Annotated in this window: 15 protein-coding genes; 8 read left to right on the top strand and 7 right to left on the bottom strand. The window is 72.3% G+C overall.

The annotated features are described in order from the left end of the window. Positions 1–177: 177 nt before the first annotated feature. The gene (locus tag ABZT49_RS02960; protein ID WP_355282813.1) at positions 178–1,029 is read right to left on the bottom strand and encodes a DUF1989 domain-containing protein; all 852 of its coding nucleotides are present in this window, start codon (positions 1,027–1,029) and stop codon (positions 178–180) included. A 179-nt stretch (positions 1,030–1,208) separates the two neighbouring features. Between ABZT49_RS02960 and ABZT49_RS02955 the strand changes: the two genes are divergently transcribed. Beyond that, on the top strand, positions 1,209–1,862 hold the full coding sequence (locus ABZT49_RS02955) for a DUF1007 family protein (RefSeq protein ID WP_355282810.1): 654 nt from the start codon (positions 1,209–1,211) through the stop codon (positions 1,860–1,862). Beyond that, positions 1,856–2,860 carry a nickel transporter gene (locus ABZT49_RS02950; protein WP_355282808.1) on the top strand — a complete coding sequence of 335 codons (1,005 nt, stop codon included), beginning with the start codon at positions 1,856–1,858 and terminating at the stop codon, positions 2,858–2,860. Before ABZT49_RS02955 ends, ABZT49_RS02950 begins: the two co-directional genes overlap by 7 nt. Positions 2,861–2,958: 98 nt before the next feature. Here the strand turns inward: ABZT49_RS02950 and ABZT49_RS02945 are convergent, their stop codons facing one another. Together ABZT49_RS02945 and ABZT49_RS02940 are read right to left on the bottom strand one after the other, a co-directional pair. After that, positions 2,959–3,867, bottom strand: a complete 909-nt coding sequence (locus ABZT49_RS02945; protein WP_407943435.1) for an MBL fold metallo-hydrolase — start codon at positions 3,865–3,867, stop codon at positions 2,959–2,961. A gap of 156 nt (positions 3,868–4,023) precedes the next feature. Then, entirely contained in the window at positions 4,024–6,741 is a 2,718-nt protein-coding gene (locus ABZT49_RS02940) for an ATP-binding cassette domain-containing protein (RefSeq protein WP_355282802.1), read from the bottom strand. 396 nt (positions 6,742–7,137) lie between these two features. On the opposite strand from ABZT49_RS02940, the gene ABZT49_RS02935 reads away from it, so the two are divergent. Further along, complete coding sequence (locus ABZT49_RS02935; protein WP_355282799.1) at positions 7,138–7,389, top strand: hypothetical protein; 252 nt, start codon at positions 7,138–7,140, stop codon at positions 7,387–7,389. A 76-nt stretch (positions 7,390–7,465) separates the two neighbouring features. Beyond that, positions 7,466–8,137, top strand: a complete 672-nt coding sequence (locus tag ABZT49_RS02930) for a carbonic anhydrase (protein WP_355282797.1) — start codon at positions 7,466–7,468, stop codon at positions 8,135–8,137. Between the two features lie 88 nt (positions 8,138–8,225). On the opposite strand, the gene ABZT49_RS02925 is transcribed toward ABZT49_RS02930, so the two are convergent. Further along, a complete protein-coding gene (locus tag ABZT49_RS02925) occupies positions 8,226–8,777 on the bottom strand; it encodes a DUF2239 family protein (RefSeq protein WP_355282795.1) in 552 nt (183 codons plus the stop codon). A gap of 168 nt (positions 8,778–8,945) precedes the next feature. Between ABZT49_RS02925 and ABZT49_RS02920 the strand changes: the two genes are divergently transcribed. The 3 genes from ABZT49_RS02920 to ABZT49_RS02910 all read left to right on the top strand — a co-directional run bounded on the left by ABZT49_RS02920 (position 8,946) and on the right by ABZT49_RS02910 (position 11,500). Beyond that, on the top strand, positions 8,946–10,361 hold the full coding sequence (locus ABZT49_RS02920) for a DHA2 family efflux MFS transporter permease subunit (protein WP_355282792.1): 1,416 nt from the start codon (positions 8,946–8,948) through the stop codon (positions 10,359–10,361). Between the two features lie 159 nt (positions 10,362–10,520). Then, a complete protein-coding gene (locus tag ABZT49_RS02915; protein WP_355282789.1) occupies positions 10,521–10,844 on the top strand; it encodes a hypothetical protein in 324 nt (107 codons plus the stop codon). A gap of 32 nt (positions 10,845–10,876) precedes the next feature. Beyond that, on the top strand, positions 10,877–11,500 hold the full coding sequence (locus ABZT49_RS02910; protein WP_355282787.1) for a DapH/DapD/GlmU-related protein: 624 nt from the start codon (positions 10,877–10,879) through the stop codon (positions 11,498–11,500). A gap of 6 nt (positions 11,501–11,506) precedes the next feature. On the opposite strand, the gene ABZT49_RS02905 is transcribed toward ABZT49_RS02910, so the two are convergent. Further along, complete coding sequence (locus ABZT49_RS02905) at positions 11,507–12,919, bottom strand: DUF5939 domain-containing protein (RefSeq protein ID WP_355282785.1); 1,413 nt, start codon at positions 12,917–12,919, stop codon at positions 11,507–11,509. 348 nt (positions 12,920–13,267) lie between these two features. Between ABZT49_RS02905 and ABZT49_RS02900 the strand changes: the two genes are divergently transcribed. Next, complete coding sequence (locus tag ABZT49_RS02900; RefSeq protein ID WP_355282782.1) at positions 13,268–13,735, top strand: DUF6894 family protein; 468 nt, start codon at positions 13,268–13,270, stop codon at positions 13,733–13,735. Between the two features lie 61 nt (positions 13,736–13,796). Here ABZT49_RS02900 and ABZT49_RS02895 read toward each other — a convergent pair whose 3' ends face one another. Both ABZT49_RS02895 and ABZT49_RS02890 read right to left on the bottom strand, forming a co-directional pair. Beyond that, on the bottom strand, positions 13,797–14,219 hold the full coding sequence (locus tag ABZT49_RS02895; RefSeq protein WP_355282816.1) for a GNAT family N-acetyltransferase: 423 nt from the start codon (positions 14,217–14,219) through the stop codon (positions 13,797–13,799). Between the two features lie 53 nt (positions 14,220–14,272). Continuing rightward, positions 14,273–15,062: 2-oxo acid dehydrogenase subunit E2 (locus tag ABZT49_RS02890; protein ID WP_355282779.1), on the bottom strand; the 790-nt coding region annotated here is incomplete at its 5' end.

The raw sequence follows: 15,062 nt of genomic DNA, 5'->3' as shown, positions 1-15,062 counted from the left end.
GTCTCGACCGAAGCGGGATCAGGCTGCGCCATGCCAATGATGAATCACATCGGGACAGCCGGAGCAAACCCAAAACCCGCAAATTTGCCCCGGTTACGAGAAACTCTGCTTAGCTCCTTGTTTTTGCATCATTTTCGCGGCCGAACCGGTGACCGCTTCGGCGAATGATGCTGAGATCTAAGCCTTGTCCCACCAGCCCTTCTCGGGCTGCAGCCCGTGCTGGCCGCGATAGGGGGCGACGGCCGGGCTCTGCCAGCCCTCCGTCAGTTCCGGCGCCAGCCGGTAGATCTCGACGCCCAAGGGCCGACAGACGTCGATCGGGTCGCGGGCGTCGGGTCCCCAGAGCGGCACCGAGAGGTCGCCGCCCGGGCAGGTCGAGAGGGCGCAGAGCAGGTCGATCTCCGCGAAGAACTCGAGGAAGTCGCCGGCCTGCGCCGGGCAGTCGCGCATGAAGTACATATCGTCGTGGTTGAGACCGGTGACCTGGAAGACGTTGAGCACGTCGTGCACGTCGAACTCGGTCAGGCCGAACGGCATCACCGCGCGGACGAGGTTCGAGTGGCAGTGGAAATGGAAATCCTGTCCGGTGAGCAGCTTGTTGACGTAGGGGTCGCAGCGGGTGCCGAGCAGGTCGTGGACCCGGCCGCCATACTCGTCGGTGCCGTAATGGGCGAGGGAATCGGCCGTGATCGTGACCAGCGGACGCAGGAACGGCAGGGTCGACCACAGCCGGTCGAAGGTGGTGACGTGGGCGCCCTGGAGCTGGCGGGTGCGCGCCGCCCACAGCCGCTCGCGCGGGTCGTGCCGGTTCCAGATGTTGAGGTCGCCGACCTGCGGGCCCTCGGGCGCCACGATCCGGAAGACGTGGCCTGCCGGTACGCTCCAGGCCCGCCCGGTGCGGATCGGGATGGTGAACGCGTCGACGAGGGTGCGCCCGCCGGTCTCGGCGGCGATCCGCTCGTAGAACGGCCGGTCGACCGACAGGGCCGAGCCCTCGCTGACCTGGTAGGCGGCCGGAAAATCCTTCATGCCGGGGCGCTCCTGCGAGTGTGGTGCGGCCTGGAGTGGCAGAAGAGGCGGGGAGGGGCAAACCGGCGCCGCCCGCCCCGCTCCCGCCGCAATGCGGCGGGACCAGTGCGCACCGGACGGCGCCGCGCGTCATCATCGGTTCACCACGAGGGGCGAGCACCGCCGAAGGACGAAGCGTCATGCCGCGCCCGTATCGCCTCCCGCTCCTCGCATTCCTCGCCTCTGCGGCCGCGCTCACGGCTGCGACGCCGGCGCTCGCGCATCCGCATGTCTGGATCACCACGAAGGCCGAGCTCGATTACGGGCCGGACGGGGCGTTGCGGGCGGTGCGCCACGCCTGGACCTTCGACCCGACCTATTCCGCCTTCGCGGTCCAGGGCCTCGGCCAGTCGCCGACCGGGCCGGTGAACCCGGCGGCCCTGGCGGCGCTCGCCCGCGACAATGCCGAGAACCTCGACGAGCAGGGCTATTTCACGCTCCTGAAGATCAACGGGCACAAGCAGGAACTCGGCAAGGCGGCCGATCCGGCGATGACCTTCGCCGACGGGCAGCTTACCTTGCGCTTCACCCTGCCGCTCAAGGCGCCGGTCGCCGGGACCGCCTCGCTCGAGGTCTTCGACCCGACCTACTTCGTCGCCTTCAGCCTCGCCGACGGCGACGGCTTCGCGACGCTCAAGGGCGCCCCGTCCGCTTGCCGCGCCACCGCCCACCGGCCGAAGAGCGCCGCGCCGGCGCCCGCCGCGACCGGCATGTCGGAGGCGTTCTTCGAGGCGATGACCGCCGCCTCGACCTACGGGGTGCAGTTCGCCAACCGGATCGTCGTCGCATGCTGAGCGCGCTCAGCCTCACGCCGCCCTCCCGGAGCCTGCAGCGCTTAGGGCTGGCGGCGCTCGCGGTCCTGGCCGCCGCCCTCGTGCTCGCAGGCCTGCTCGGGCTCCTGGCGCCGGGCTTCCGGGCGCCGCCGCGCTCGCCCTTCGGCATCGGCTTTCGCGAGGCGGCGCCCACCGGCGCCACCAGCCTCGGCGCCTGGCTGCTCGCGATGCAGGCCGGCTTCTCCCGGGCGCTCCAGGCGGCGGTGTCGGCGGTCAAGGCCGGGCGCGACGGAACCCTGACCCTGATCGGCCTCGGTTTCACCTACGGGGTGCTGCACGCCGCCGGGCCCGGCCACGGCAAGGCGGTGATCGCCGGCTACCTGATGGCCGGCGAGCGCGCCCTGAAGCGCGGCTTCATCTTGAGTCTGCTCGCGGCGCTCCTCCAGGCGGTGGTCGCCCTGGCGCTGGTCGGCGGCGGCGCGGTGCTGCTGCGCCTGACCGCCGCCGGCCTCAACCAGGCCGGCACGGTGATCGAGACCGCGGGCTTCGCCTGCGTGGCGTTCCTCGGGGCGGCGGTGACCTGGCGCAAGGCCGGGCAGCTCGCCCGGCTTCTCAACCGCGAGGCCGGGCCGGCCTGCGGGCCCGATTGCGGCCATGCGGGCCTCGCCGACGGGAGCAGGGTGGAACGTCTGGCGGGCTGGCGCGAGCAGGCCGGCGTGGTGCTGGCCGCCGGAACCCGGCCCTGCGCCGGCGCGGTCCTGGTGCTGGTCTTCGCCCTGTCGCAGGGCATCCTGTGGGCCGGCGTCGCCGCGACGCTCGCGATGGCGCTCGGCACCGCGCTCACCACCGGGGTTCTGGCGGCGCTCGCGGTCTTCGCCAAGGCGCTGGCGCTCCGGCTCGCCGGCGGCCGCGGGCAGGGCGGGGCGATCGCGGTCGGCGTGCTCGAATTGTGGGCCGCCGCCTTCGTGCTGGTGCTCGGCGCCGGGCTGCTCTCGGGCTGGGCCGCCGCGGCGTTCTAAGCAGACTTGCGTTGGCAGGCCAACGCTTCGTCCGCTTAGCGTCTTGTTTTGTCGCAGGTTTTTGTCGCAAAACCGGCGGCCACTTTTGCGAAATCTGCTTAAGCGACGGCCGCGACCCGCGCGACCCGCCGGCGCCGCGAACTTTCCGCCGCGACCGCCGCGAAGGTGATCTCCTGGCGCTCGCGGGCGACGAAGGCGCCGGGCATGTCGGCCTGCATCTGGCCCTCGAGGTCGCGCAGCAGCGCGTCGGTGTGCTGGGGATAGAGGTGCACGATGGCGAGGCGCCCGACACCGCCGGCGCGGCACAGCTCGACGCCCTTCTGCCAGGTCGAGTGGCCCCAGCCGCGGCAGGCCGGGTACTCGCCCTGCGTGAACATGCCGTCGTAGATCACCAGGTCGGTGCCGCGCACGAAGTCGAGCAGGGCCGGATCGGGCCAGGGCTCGGAATGCTCCAGGTCGCTGATGTAGCAGGCGCTGCGGCCGCCGTGGCGGAAACGGTAGCCGGTGGCGCCCTGGGGATGCTCGAGGGGGATGGTGTCGACGACGGCGCCGTCCGGGAAGGTCAGGCTCTCGCCGGCCTTGAAGCCGTGATGGACGAAGCGGGCGGGCAGCACGTCGAGGGTGATCGGGAAGAGCGGCGGCGAGAACAGCCGGCCGAGGGGCTCGGCGGCGCTCGCGCCGTCGAGGTTGCCGCACCAGGTGTGGATCTCGCGCGAGGGGTCCAGCACCGCCGGCTTCATGAACGGCAGGCCGCCGACATGGTCGAGGTGGAGGTGGCTCAGGAGCAGGTCGACCCGCTGGGGCAGCCGGTCGCGGTGATGCGCGCCGAACGCGTTGATGCCGGTGCCGGCATCGATCACGAACAGCCGCTCGCCGCAGCGGACCTCGACGCAGGGGGTGTGCCCGCCGAATTCCACGAATTCCGGACCGGAGGCACAGGTCGACCCCCTGACGCCCCAGAACCGGAGCGTCAGACCGGCTTCCATGAGAGGACCCCTCGTTGTCATGCCGGCGACCGTGATGGGGGTTGTCTGGGTTGGATGTGCGATGACGCACATGGCGGATGCTCCGGCCGGACGGTCCGGCAAGACACTATGGTGGGCTGTGCACGAGAGATGTGCCTCACGAACGATGAGCGCAAGACGAAGGTTCCCTCGGACGGCCTAATCTGTCGTTAAGCGGGTGTGCTCGCGCACCGGCCCTGTGGATTGAGCAGCATCCTGCCCGAGCGCAGCCGTCGCGGGAAGTCCCACCTCGGGGGGGGACGCCGAAGGATCGGTGTGGCCGGCCGGTACCACCGTGTTGCGCTCGGCCCGCAGCACGAGGTCGAAGGGTGCGTCCGGATCCGGCCGGCACTCGTCCGGCAGGCAGACCACGAGGCCGCGCCCGGCCCGGGCCGCCCGCAGCCGCGCGATCCCCGCCATGATCTCGGGCGCGCCGCGGTCGTCGAGAGTGAGGCCCACCACCAGGATGTCGGGCCGGCGCACCAGGCAGCGGGCGAGGTCGATCGCCATGCGCTCGGACGGCGTGAAGCCGTCGCGCCCCCCTAAGCCGCTGTCGGCCGCCCGCGGATCGACCTGGCTGGCGAGGCCGAAACGGTAGACGCTGCGCTCCAGGCCGCGCTCGCGCAGGACCGCCTGCATCAGGCTGCGCACCCGCGCCCCGGCCCCGGCCTCGGCGCCGGCGATGCGGCCGAACAGCAGGTTCTCCTCCAGGCTCGCCGCGGCGGTGACCTTGCCGGGGTCGTAGAACTCCACCGAGCCCTGGAGCGAGGCCGGCAGCAGCGCCGCGAAGGTGCGCCTGGCCGCCACGAGCCGCGCCTCCATCGCCTCGTCGATCAGGCCGAAGCGGTGCCGGGTCTCGCTGTAGCGCAGGCACAGGCCGATCAGCCGGGCGCGGTCGCGCTGGCCGGCGGGGCCGCGGCGCCAGCCGGAGGCCTCGGGCTGGCGCGCCACCAGGTCCTCGAAGAAGCCGCGCTCCCGGGCCGGGAAGAGCGAGAAGGCATCGAAGAGCGGGTGGTCGTCCGGCAGGTCGGAGAAGATCTCGACGGTGGCCCGGGCGATGGCGAGCCCCATCTCGGTCATCGGCCGGGTCAGGCCCTCGGCCTCCAGCACCGCCCGGGTGAAGGGATGGCCGGCGAGGCGCGCCTCCGAGAAGGCCGAGCCGACCGGCGCCCCGAACAGGATGTTCTCGCCCACCGTCGCCTGGCGGTTGTAGCGGGCGGGGTCGAACGGCTCGATCAGGTGGGCGGCGTGGTCCGCCGTCAGCGCGGCGCGCAGGGCGTCCCGCGTCTCGACGATCGCCGTTGCGGTCGCCGCGTCGAGTCGGCGCGGCAGCACGCTGGCGAGGCCCCGGCCATAGACCAGCCGGTCGAGCCCGGTGACCGCCAGGGCCTCGACCAGCCGCTCCTCCAGTTCGCCGGCATGCGGCGTGCTGGCGTCCGGACTCGATCCGTCGGCGAAGGCCGGATCGCCGTAGAGCAGGTTCTGCAGGAGCGTGCCGGCCATCAGCACCGGTTCGGCCCCCGCATAGGCGATGCGCCGGGCCCGCTCCGCCGGCTCGACCGAGCGCAGGTCGATGCCCGCATAGGTGACCGCCCCGGCGGTGGGTTCGAGCTGGCCGGCGATCAGCGCCGCCAGCACCCGCCCGCCGCTGCCGCGGTCGCCGAGGATCGCGACGTGGCCCGGCATCGGCACGGTGAGGTCGAGGCCGATCAGCCGCTCGCCCGAGGCCGGATCGTAGGCCGCGACATTGGCGAGCACGATCGGCCCGCCGTCGGGCAGGCTCTCGGACTGGCTGCGCAGCCGGCGCGGCGCCCGGGCGCGGGCCTCGAGCGAGGCGGTGGCGCGGGCGATCTCCCGGAAGGCCGGCAGGGCGGCGCGCCGCCGCCGGTTCTGGCGCAGGAAGGCGGCGACGGCGCTCGATGCCACGGCCAGCGCGCCCAGCACCGCCGACAGGCCGCCGGCGCTCACGGGAGCCGCCGGATTCGGCCCCTGCCAGAGGGCCGCGGCGAGCACGATCGTCGGCACCAGCACCGTGATGGCCAGCGCCGGGGCGCGGGCGCGGGAGAGCTCGTCCTCGGTCGCGGTCAGCGCCCGGCGGGCCCGCTCGGCGACGTGGCCGAGGCGGGCATGCTCGAAGGCGGTGGTGCCGTGGGCCCGCACCGCCGGCAGGCGCCGCACCAGGTCGGTGAGGCCGCGCTCCAGGGCGGCGCCCTCCAGGCGGCGCTGGTCGTCGCGGCGCTCGGTGCGGGCGATGAGGAGCTGGCGCGCCAGCGCCGCCGCCACGAGGCTGATGCCCGCCACCGCGACGAGGCGCGGCGCCACGGCGGCCGCGACCGCCAGCGCCACCAGCACGGCGCCGGCCGCCAGCGCCGGGACCAGGATGCCGACGGCGAGCAGCCCGTCCGCGGCGCGGATCGCCGCCCCGACCTGGCCGGCCAGCGCCCGCGCGTCGTCGCGGGCGGCCGGCCCCGAGCGCAGGATCGCGTCCTCGGCGAGTTCCCGCAGGTGGCGCACCGCCTCTCCCTGCGCCGTCACGCAGAGCCGTGCCACGCCCCAGCCGAGGAGGGCGAGACCCAGGGCGACGCCGATCAGGCAGCCCAGCGCCCACAGGGTGAGCGCGCTCTCCGGCAGCGGCCAGCCGCGCACCAGCACCAGGCCGTGGCCGCCCCAGCGCTCCGGCAGCGGCACCACGAGGTGGAGGAAGTGGATCGGCCCGCGTCCCGGCTCGGCGAGCGCCAGCAGCTCGTCGACGAGGTCGCGCAGGGCGAGGAGCCCGAGCCCGACCAGCGGGCCGCCGAGCCCGAGGGCGACCGCGATGGCGGCGGCGTGCCGGCGCTTGGCGGCGCGCCAGGCGAAGACGATCGGATCGCGGTCCATCAGAGCGGGCGACGGGACCGGGGGGAGGGGGCGCCGGAGAGGGGGGCGCCTTTGGGCCGCGCCGGTCCGGTGCGCGGGGGCAGGCCCGGGGGCCGTCTCGCGATGGTGACCATGGGCCTCCTCGATGTTGCGCGAGGTATGGGCCGCGCGGGCCGGAGCGGTCAAGCCGGGCGGGCGGACGGGCCCGCGCCCCGGGTCATCCGCCGTGAGAGTGTCTTTACCCAGCACAGACGTGCGGAACCGCACGCGGCCGCATCGCAGGCGGGATTATTGTTCGGAGTTTCCTTGGGTGCGTGGCCGCACATCGCAAGATGATTTCTTCAATCATCCTCCTGTTCATCGCCGGACCGGATCGGTTTGGTCTATAAAAATATTCGATCGAGAGAGGATCACTCAATGAAGACGATCGTCGTCATGACCGTCCTGGCCTCTGCCCTGATGCTGCCGGCCGCCGCGCAAGCCGAAGGCGGCGAGGGCAGCCGCCAGGCCGCCGGCGGCGGCTTCATGAGCAGCTACGTCTCCGATCCCTACCACGATCCCCGCTCGCACCTGTCGCAGCGGGCGGGCACCGGGCAGATCCAGGGCCAGCCGATGGTGGCGGAGCGGGGCAACGGGGTGGAGCGCGGCCGATGGGCGGTCGGCCGGTAAGGTCCCGCCTCTCCTCCCCAGGAGGAAGGCGCTCGATCGGCAAAGCTTCATATCCTCTTCAATCTAAGGACCCCCCGTGGATAGCAGCATCATCCAGGGCATCTCCACCTTCCGCGGCAGCGTCTTCCCCGGCCAGCAGCGGATGTACGAGCGCCTCGTGCGCGACGGGCAGCAGCCGAAGGCCCTGATCATCGCCTGCGCCGATTCCCGGGTCGCGCCCGAGCACATCACCCAGGCCGGCCCCGGCGAGCTGTTCGTCTGCCGCAACGCCGGCAACATCGTGCCGCCCTTCTCGCAGATGAACGGCGGCGTCTCCTCGGCGATCGAGTATGCGGTGGTGGCGCTCGGCGTGCGCGACATCGTGGTCTGCGGCCACTCGGATTGCGGCGCCATGAAGGGGCTGATGCAGCCCGGCGCGCTCGCCGCGATGCCGAACGTCGCCGCCTGGCTGCGCCACAGCCATGCCGCCGAGCGCATCGTCTGCGAGGCCTATCCGGACGACATCGACCCGACGGACCGCCTGCGGGCGCTCGCCCTCGAGAACGTGGTGGTGCAACTCGCCCATCTGCGCACCCATCCGAGCGTGGCGGCGGCGCTCGCCAAGGGCGGGCTCTCGCTGCACGGGTGGTTCTTCGAGATCGAGACCGGGGCGCTCCTCGCCTATGACGGAAGGCGTTTCGTGACCCTGACCGACGACGGCCCCCTGCCGGTGGCGGAGGTCTCGACGCCCCGGCGCGCGGCGGAGTGAGGCGCCGAGGCGGGCTCGTTTCCTCCAAGCCCATCTCCTCCAAGCCCATCCTGGAGGAAATGGGCAGGATCCGGCCGGCGGGTGAGGCCTACATTGCCTCGAAGGCCGGACCGGCCAGGCCGCGGGCATGGTCGCGCAGATCCACCGGCCAGTCCTCGCTCAAGGTTCGGAAGCGATCCGCATCGCCCGCGTAGAGGGCGCGGGACGCCTCCTCGTAGCCGGGGGCGTCGCCGAGCATCGCCCCCATGAAGCGGTCTGCCGCTTCTTGAGCCAGGCGCTGCCGCTCCCCGCCCGCGCCGGCATTGCGGGCCGCCTCGACGAGCTTGCGCAGGGCGACCGAGGCGCCGCCGGGTTGGGCGGCGAGCCAGTCCCAGTGCCTCGGCAGAAGGGTGACCTCGCGGGCGACGACCCCGAGCTTCGGGCGTCCCGCCGCGCGGGCAGGTGGCTCCAGCCGCGCCGTCACCTCGGAGTCGCTGCCGCGCAGGTCGAAGTCGATCTGCCGACCGGAGCTGTCGTCGAAGACGAGCGGGCTGGCTCCCCGCGCGACCGCTTGTTTGACCGCCAGGGCCACGACGGCGGCCGGGCCGGTGGCCAGATGTCGGCCACCCTCGAAAGCGGTGTAGGTAAAGGACTCGCCCATGGTGAAACTCCCGGCTCGATGTGCAACGCCTTTTTACCCGGATAAAAATTACTTTCAATAACACCCGGGTAAAATCGAGGGTTAAGCCACCCATCCCCGCGCGCCGCGCGGACGAGCCCCCGCCGATTCGCGCTTCCGGTATGGTGACCGTGCGCTAGATACGGCGCCATGCGCCAAGCCAGGATCGTTCCTCTCGTCGTCGCCACGGCCCTGTTCATGGAGAACACGGACTCGACCGTGCTCGCGACGTCGCTGCCGGCGATCGCCGCGGATATGGGCGAGGACCCGATCGCCCTGAAGCTGGCGCTCACCTCCTACCTCGTCAGCCTGGCGATCTTCATTCCGATCAGCGGCTGGGCCGCCGACCGCTACGGCGCCCGCACGGTGTTCCGCTGGGCGCTCGCGGTGTTCATGGCCGGCTCGCTCGCCTGCGCGGCGGCGCATTCGCTGGGCTGGTTCGTCGCCGCCCGCTTCCTGCAGGGCATGGGCGGGGCGATGATGGTGCCTGTCGGGCGCCTCGTGCTCCTGCGTAGCGTGCCGAAGGGCGAATTGGTCCAGGCGCTCGCGACGCTGACCATCCCGGCCCTCGTCGGCCCGGTGATCGGTCCGCCGCTCGGCGGCCTCATCACCACGACGCTGCACTGGCGCTGGATCTTCTTCATCAACCTGCCGATCGGGCTCGCCGGCATCCTGCTCGCCACCCGCTACTTCCAGGACATCAAGGAAGAGGCGCGCCCGCCTCTCGACCTCGTCGGCTTCGTGCTGTCGGGCGTCGGGCTCGCGAGCCTGATGCTGGGCCTGGCCTCGAGCGGGCGCCACCTCCTGCCGGAGGCTTTGTCCTGGGCCTGCACCGGCGCCGGCCTCATCCTATGCGGGCTCTACCTCGCCCATAGCCGCCGGGTCGCGCATCCGGTGATCCGCCTCGACCTCCTCGGCTACCCGACCTTCCGGGCGGCGGTGCTCGGCGGCAGCCTGTTTCGCATCGGCACAGGGGCGATCCCCTTCCTGCTGCCCCTGATGCTGCAACTCGGCTTCGGGCTCGACCCGCTGCATTCCGGCCTCATCACCTTCGCGGCCGCCGCCGGCGCGCTGTTCATGAAGACCATCGCCGCCCGCATCCTGCGCGCCTTCGGCTTCCGGGCGGTGCTGACCCTCAACGCGGTGGTGGCCGCCGGCCTGCTCGCGCTCAACGGCCTGTTCACCGCGGGCACGCCGCACGCCCTCATCATCGCGGTGCTGCTGATCGGCGGCTGCTTCCGCTCGCTGCAATTCACCGCCGTCAACGCCATCGCCTATGCCGACGTCGATCCGCGCGACATGAGCGCGGCGACGAGCCTCGCCAGCGTGGCGCAGCAACTGTCCTTGAGCATCGGGGTCGCCTTCGGGGCCTTCGCGCTCCAGTCGGCCGCCGAGTGGCACGGCCGCACCGAGATCCGGGCGGAGGATTTCTGGCCCGCCTTCCTGGCGGTGGCGATCGTCTCCGGGCTCTCGACCTTCTCGTTCCGCCGCCTCGCCCCGGAGGCCGGCGCCGAGGTCTCGGGCCACCGCATCGTCCAGGCGAAGCCCGCCGCCGACGCGACCTGAGCCTGCTCGCGCGTCAGCCTGAAGGAATCCTGCGCCCAAGCTTCAGCCGGCATTCAGCGTGACGGTGCGAATTTGAGGACATCGAGCACGGACGAGCCGCGATCGGCTCCGGGTTGCTCGGGACATCGTCCTCACCTTCCAACGTCATGGGGATCTGCCATGAAGCGCATCGCATCCGTCTGCGTGGCCGCGGCGACCTTGGCGAGCGTGACCCTGGCCGGCGCCGCGCCGGCCGAGGCGCGCTGGCGGGCCGGACCGGCCTTCGCCCTCGGCGCGGTCGGCGGCCTCGCCCTCGGCAGCGCGATCGCCGCCGGCGCGCGCCCGGCCTACGGCTACGGCTATGCCCCCGCCCCGGCCTACGGCTACACGCCGGTCTATGGCGGCTACGCCCCGGCCTACGGCCCGGATTGCTACACCGTCCGCCGCCGGATGGTGGACGAATTCGGCGACGTCTACATCCGCCGGGTCCGCGTCTGCGACTGACCCTGACCTGACGCCATTCGGCCGGGACCGCCATGAGCCTGCTCCTCCGCCACATCCCAGCCTTTTCGGAGTGCGCCCTCGCCGATCTCGTGAACGAGACGCCCTGGGCGCTCACCGCGGCGGCACCGGCGGTCGTCCGCCGGCTCCTCGACCGGCTCGGCGCGGATTTCTGCGTCGCCGACGAGGTCGCGGTGCATCGCAGCGCCCGAATCGAGCCCGGCGCGGTGCTCAAGGGCCCGCTCGTCGTCGGGCCGCGCTGTTTCATCGGCCACGGCGCGACCCTGCGGGGCGGCGCCTGGCTGGAGGAGGCCTGCACGATCGGGCCGGGCGCGGAGCTCAAGGCCTCGTTCCTGTTCGCCGGCACGGCGCTCGCCCATCTCAACTTCGTCGGCGAGAGCGTGATCGGCCGGGGCGTCAACCTCGAGGCCGGGGCGGTCATCGCCAACCATCGCAACGAGTGGCCCGGCGCCACGGTGGCGTTCCGGCACGAGGGTGACGTGATCGAGACGGGCCTGCCTAAGTTCGGCGCCCTCGTCGGCGACGGGGCGCGGCTCGGGGCGAATGCCGTCGTGGCCCCCGGCGCGATCTTGCGCCCCGGCACGGTGGTGCCGCGCCTCGGGCTGATCGATCACGGCGTCCCGCCGGACCTCAGGTGACGCGTCTCAAATGAGTTCCTGCACCGGCACCGGCTCGCCGATTCCGCGCAAGCTCCGCAGCTCGGCCCGGGCCGTGATGCCGTTCTCGGTCAGGCAGCGCGCGGCCTCCGCGTGGCGCAGGACAGCGTCGGTGGCGAAGATGCCGCCGGCCGCCGCCAGCTGCTGCACCCGCGCCGCCACGTTCACGGTCTGCCCGAAATAATCCTGGCGGTCGTTGAGGCTCACCGCGAGGCACGGCCCCTCGTGCAGCCCGATCTTGAGCACGAGATCGTCGGCCCCGCGCTCGGCGTTCAGGGCCTGCATCGCCGCCCGCATGCGGAGCGCCGCCGCCACCGCCCGGTGCGGTGCAGGGAAGGTCGCCATCACGGCGTCGCCGATCGTCTTGACCACCGCCCCGCCCTCGGCGGCGACGATCTCGTGCAGGATGCGGAAATGCGCCCGCACCAGGTCGTAGGCGACGAGGTCGCCGACCCGGGCGTAGAGCTCGGTCGAGCCCTTCAGGTCGGTGAACAGGAAGGTCAGGCTCAGGATCTTGAGCCGCTGGTCGATGTCGAGCGTGTCGGTGCGGTAGAGATCGCGGAAGGTCTGGTTGCTGAGGAGCCGCTTGGCGGTGAGGAAAGGCCTCCGCCCACCGAGCAGCGCCTCGAGATCCGGCCCGACGCGGAAGACCGCCGGCAGCACCCGCCCGCCGGTCCGGTTGTCGAGGGAGAGGCGCAAGGGGCCGGGCCGGACGGTGCTGTACCCGGCGCTCGCCCTTGCGGCGTCGAAGACCAGGGCGAGGTCCTGGCGCTCCTGCGTCGGCTCGCCCTCGACCGCGAGGTTGTGGGCAGCGTGGGTGACGGGATCGAGCACGATCAGCGGCTCGGGCCCGAGCTGCAACGCCAGGATCATCCGCTCGCCGGCGCGCAGCTCGACCGTTTCGACGAGCGCCCGCTGCGCCAGCGCGGCGAGGTCCGCCGGCTCCGGAAAGGCGAGGCCGGAACCGAAGAAGACCTGGCGCTGGTAATCCCAGAAGCCGAGCCCGTCGGGATCGTGCGCGGCGATGCGCCGGATCCGCGGGCTCACCGTGAACGTCACCTCCACCGTGTCGTCGAGGACCGGCTCGCTGTCGAGGGCGCAGAAGGCGCAGTGATAGCCGGACGACCGGACGCCGCGCAGGCTCGCCGGCGCCTCGATCACGCCGCCGCAGCTCGGGCACAGCACGTTCCAGGCCATCTCGAGGAGGCCGAGCCGCGCGCCGTGCAGGAGCGCGGCGATCACCGGCTCGTCGTCGAGACCTGATTCCGCCGCGAGATGCACGGCGTTGATCCGTGCCAGCTCCGCATCGGCTCCGTGCCGGAGCAGGTGCTCCACGGCCCGGGCCGCCGCGGGCTCGGCCGTCCGGTGGAGTGCGGCGAGGAGGGCATCGCTCTCGTCCATCGGAAGAGTTTAGACCCGGGCGCGGGCGGCGGCAACGCGGCGTCCGGCGGTCCGGAGGCGTGTGCGGCAGGCCGATCCGTGCAGCCGGAGCCGCGCCCCGGACAAGCGGGCCGCTCTCGCCGATCGAGGACACCCGAACGGTTGACCCCAGGGTCTGCGCAGCCGCCAGGGGATGCGATCGGCCGAACTCCGCATTCGTCGATCGCAGGCCTCCGCTGCTGTACTGAGCGCAATTTAGCCGGTTAGGCCCTTTTTCCGCGTTGGCCCGAGGCGTGGCCCGTGACATAGATCTTCATCGCACGGTCAGTCGTCGGATCGGCGAATTCTGGTGCGAGCGGATGCTCTCCCATGCCGCATTTCTACTTCCACCTGCGGACCCCGAACGGATTGAACGAAGACGAGGTCGGGTCCGAATTCGACAGCCTGGAGGCGGCTTACCTCGATGTCCTCGACACGATCGGGGCGATGACTGTCGATCTGCCGCGGCAGAAGGCCAATCCCTGGCAGTACGGGTTCAAGATCGCGAACGCCGCCGGAAAGACCCTGCTCGATCTGCCGTTCGCCGAGTACCTGGGCCGTGGGCGGACGTCGACGCTCCCGCCGACCTCGGTCGACACGCAGCGGATCGCGGACGAGTTGAGAGGACGGCGCGACGCGGCGGCACAGGCGCTGTTACGCTCCCACGCCTTGCAGATGGCCCTGCAGGAGCAGGGGGCCGCCCTGCAGGATACCCTAGCGGAGACGAGACGGTTGCTGGACGAGGCGGGCCGGGTTCTGGTGGCGTTCCGGCCCATGCGGACAGGATCGACGACCTGACGTCGGACGAGACGGTGCCCTGTCCCCCGCGTTCATCGGGATTGCCGCTCCGCTCCTAGCCTCACTCCGGTCCGCCGAGCGTCATCAGCGCCTCTCCGTCGAGCCGGAAGAACACTTTGTCGGGCTTCTGTGCCGCGCCGAGTCCCTCGTAGAACGCGAGAAGCTCCGGCTTGCCGGCATCTGCCGTCCAGTCGACGCGCTTCAGCCCGCGCGCCACGGCTTCTCGCGCCACCGCCTGCACCAGCGCGCGGCCGTGGCCGGCGCCGCGATGGGCGGCGCCGACGAACAGCTCCTTCAGGAACAGGCCGCCGCGCAAGCCGGGGCCGGGATAGATCGCCGAGAAGGCCGCGAAGCCGGCGAGGACTCCGCCATTCTGTGCCCCGTTCTCCTCCGCCACCAGGATCTCGGTGCCGGCCGGGCGCCCGGCCAGCGCCGCCTCGATCTCCGCGTGAGGCGGGCACGGCACGGCGTAATAGGCCTGCATCTCCTCGAACAGCCGCGCCAGGGCCTGGTGATCGGCCGGGGCGGCCGCCCGGATCACAGGGCGCCCCGGCGCAGGTCGGTGAGCACCGCGGCGAGGTGGGAGAGGAAGCGGGCCGCCGCCGCGCCGTCCACCGCGCGGTGGTCCCAGGACAGGCTCAGGGGCAGGATGAGCCGCGGCTGGAAGGTGCTGCCGTCCCAGACCGGCTCGATGCGCGAGCGCGCGGCCCCCAGGATCGCCACCTCGGGCGCGTTGATGATCGGCGTGAAGCCGTCGCCGCCGATGCCGCCGAGCGAGGAGACCGAGAAGCCGCCGCCCTGCATCGCGGCCGGGGGCAGGGTGCCGGAGCGGGCCTGCTCGGCGAGCTCCCCCATCTCCTGGGCGATCTCGACGAGGCCCTTGCGGTCGCAATCGCGCACCACCGGCACCAGGAGGCCCCGCGGCGTGTCGACCGCGAAGCCGACATGGATGGAATCCTTCAGGATCAGGGCGTCGCCGTCGAGGGCCGCGTTGAAGCGCGGATAGGCCCGCAGCGCGACGGCGGCGGCCTTGATCAGGATCGCCACCATCGTGACCTTGTGGGCGCCCGGCCGGCCGGCGCCGTTCAATTCGCGCCGCAGCGCCTCGGTCTCGGTGACGTCGGCGTGGTCGAAATTGGTGACGTGCGGGATCGTCAGCCAGTTGCGGGTCAGCGCCTGGCCGGAGATCTGCTGGATGCGCGACAGGGCCTCCCGCCGCACCGGGCCGAACTTGGCGTGATCGACCTGCGGCCAGGCCGGCAGGCCGGCGCCGATCCCCGAGGGAGCCGAAGCGGGCGGTGGGGCGGCCGGCATCGCGGCGGGGGAG

This window comes from Methylobacterium sp. EM32 (assembly GCF_040593685.1).
GTDB lineage: Bacteria > Pseudomonadota > Alphaproteobacteria > Rhizobiales > Beijerinckiaceae > Methylobacterium.
The sequence above is the reverse complement of the archived record's forward strand: the minus strand, read 5'-3'. Positions and strand labels throughout refer to the sequence as shown.

Excerpts from the sequence above, each read along its gene's own strand:
- ABZT49_RS02945 (WP_407943435.1), bottom strand. The coding sequence starts at position 3,867 with ATGACAACGAGGGGTCCTCTCATGGAAGCCGGTCTGACGCTCCGGTTC.
- ABZT49_RS02895 (WP_355282816.1), bottom strand. The coding sequence starts at position 14,219 with ATGCAGGCCTATTACGCCGTGCCGTGCCCGCCTCACGCGGAGATCGAG.
- ABZT49_RS02950 (WP_355282808.1), top strand. The coding sequence starts at position 1,856 with ATGCTGAGCGCGCTCAGCCTCACGCCGCCCTCCCGGAGCCTGCAGCGC.
- ABZT49_RS02925 (WP_355282795.1), bottom strand. The coding sequence starts at position 8,777 with ATGGGCGAGTCCTTTACCTACACCGCTTTCGAGGGTGGCCGACATCTG.
- ABZT49_RS02900 (WP_355282782.1), top strand. The coding sequence starts at position 13,268 with ATGCCGCATTTCTACTTCCACCTGCGGACCCCGAACGGATTGAACGAA.
- ABZT49_RS02920 (WP_355282792.1), top strand. The coding sequence starts at position 8,946 with ATGCGCCAAGCCAGGATCGTTCCTCTCGTCGTCGCCACGGCCCTGTTC.
- ABZT49_RS02955 (WP_355282810.1), top strand. The coding sequence starts at position 1,209 with ATGCCGCGCCCGTATCGCCTCCCGCTCCTCGCATTCCTCGCCTCTGCG.
- ABZT49_RS02935 (WP_355282799.1), top strand. The coding sequence starts at position 7,138 with ATGAAGACGATCGTCGTCATGACCGTCCTGGCCTCTGCCCTGATGCTG.
- ABZT49_RS02905 (WP_355282785.1), bottom strand. The coding sequence starts at position 12,919 with ATGGACGAGAGCGATGCCCTCCTCGCCGCACTCCACCGGACGGCCGAG.
- ABZT49_RS02940 (WP_355282802.1), bottom strand. The coding sequence starts at position 6,741 with ATGGACCGCGATCCGATCGTCTTCGCCTGGCGCGCCGCCAAGCGCCGG.
- ABZT49_RS02960 (WP_355282813.1), bottom strand. The coding sequence starts at position 1,029 with ATGAAGGATTTTCCGGCCGCCTACCAGGTCAGCGAGGGCTCGGCCCTG.
- ABZT49_RS02910 (WP_355282787.1), top strand. The coding sequence starts at position 10,877 with ATGAGCCTGCTCCTCCGCCACATCCCAGCCTTTTCGGAGTGCGCCCTC.
- ABZT49_RS02915 (WP_355282789.1), top strand. The coding sequence starts at position 10,521 with ATGAAGCGCATCGCATCCGTCTGCGTGGCCGCGGCGACCTTGGCGAGC.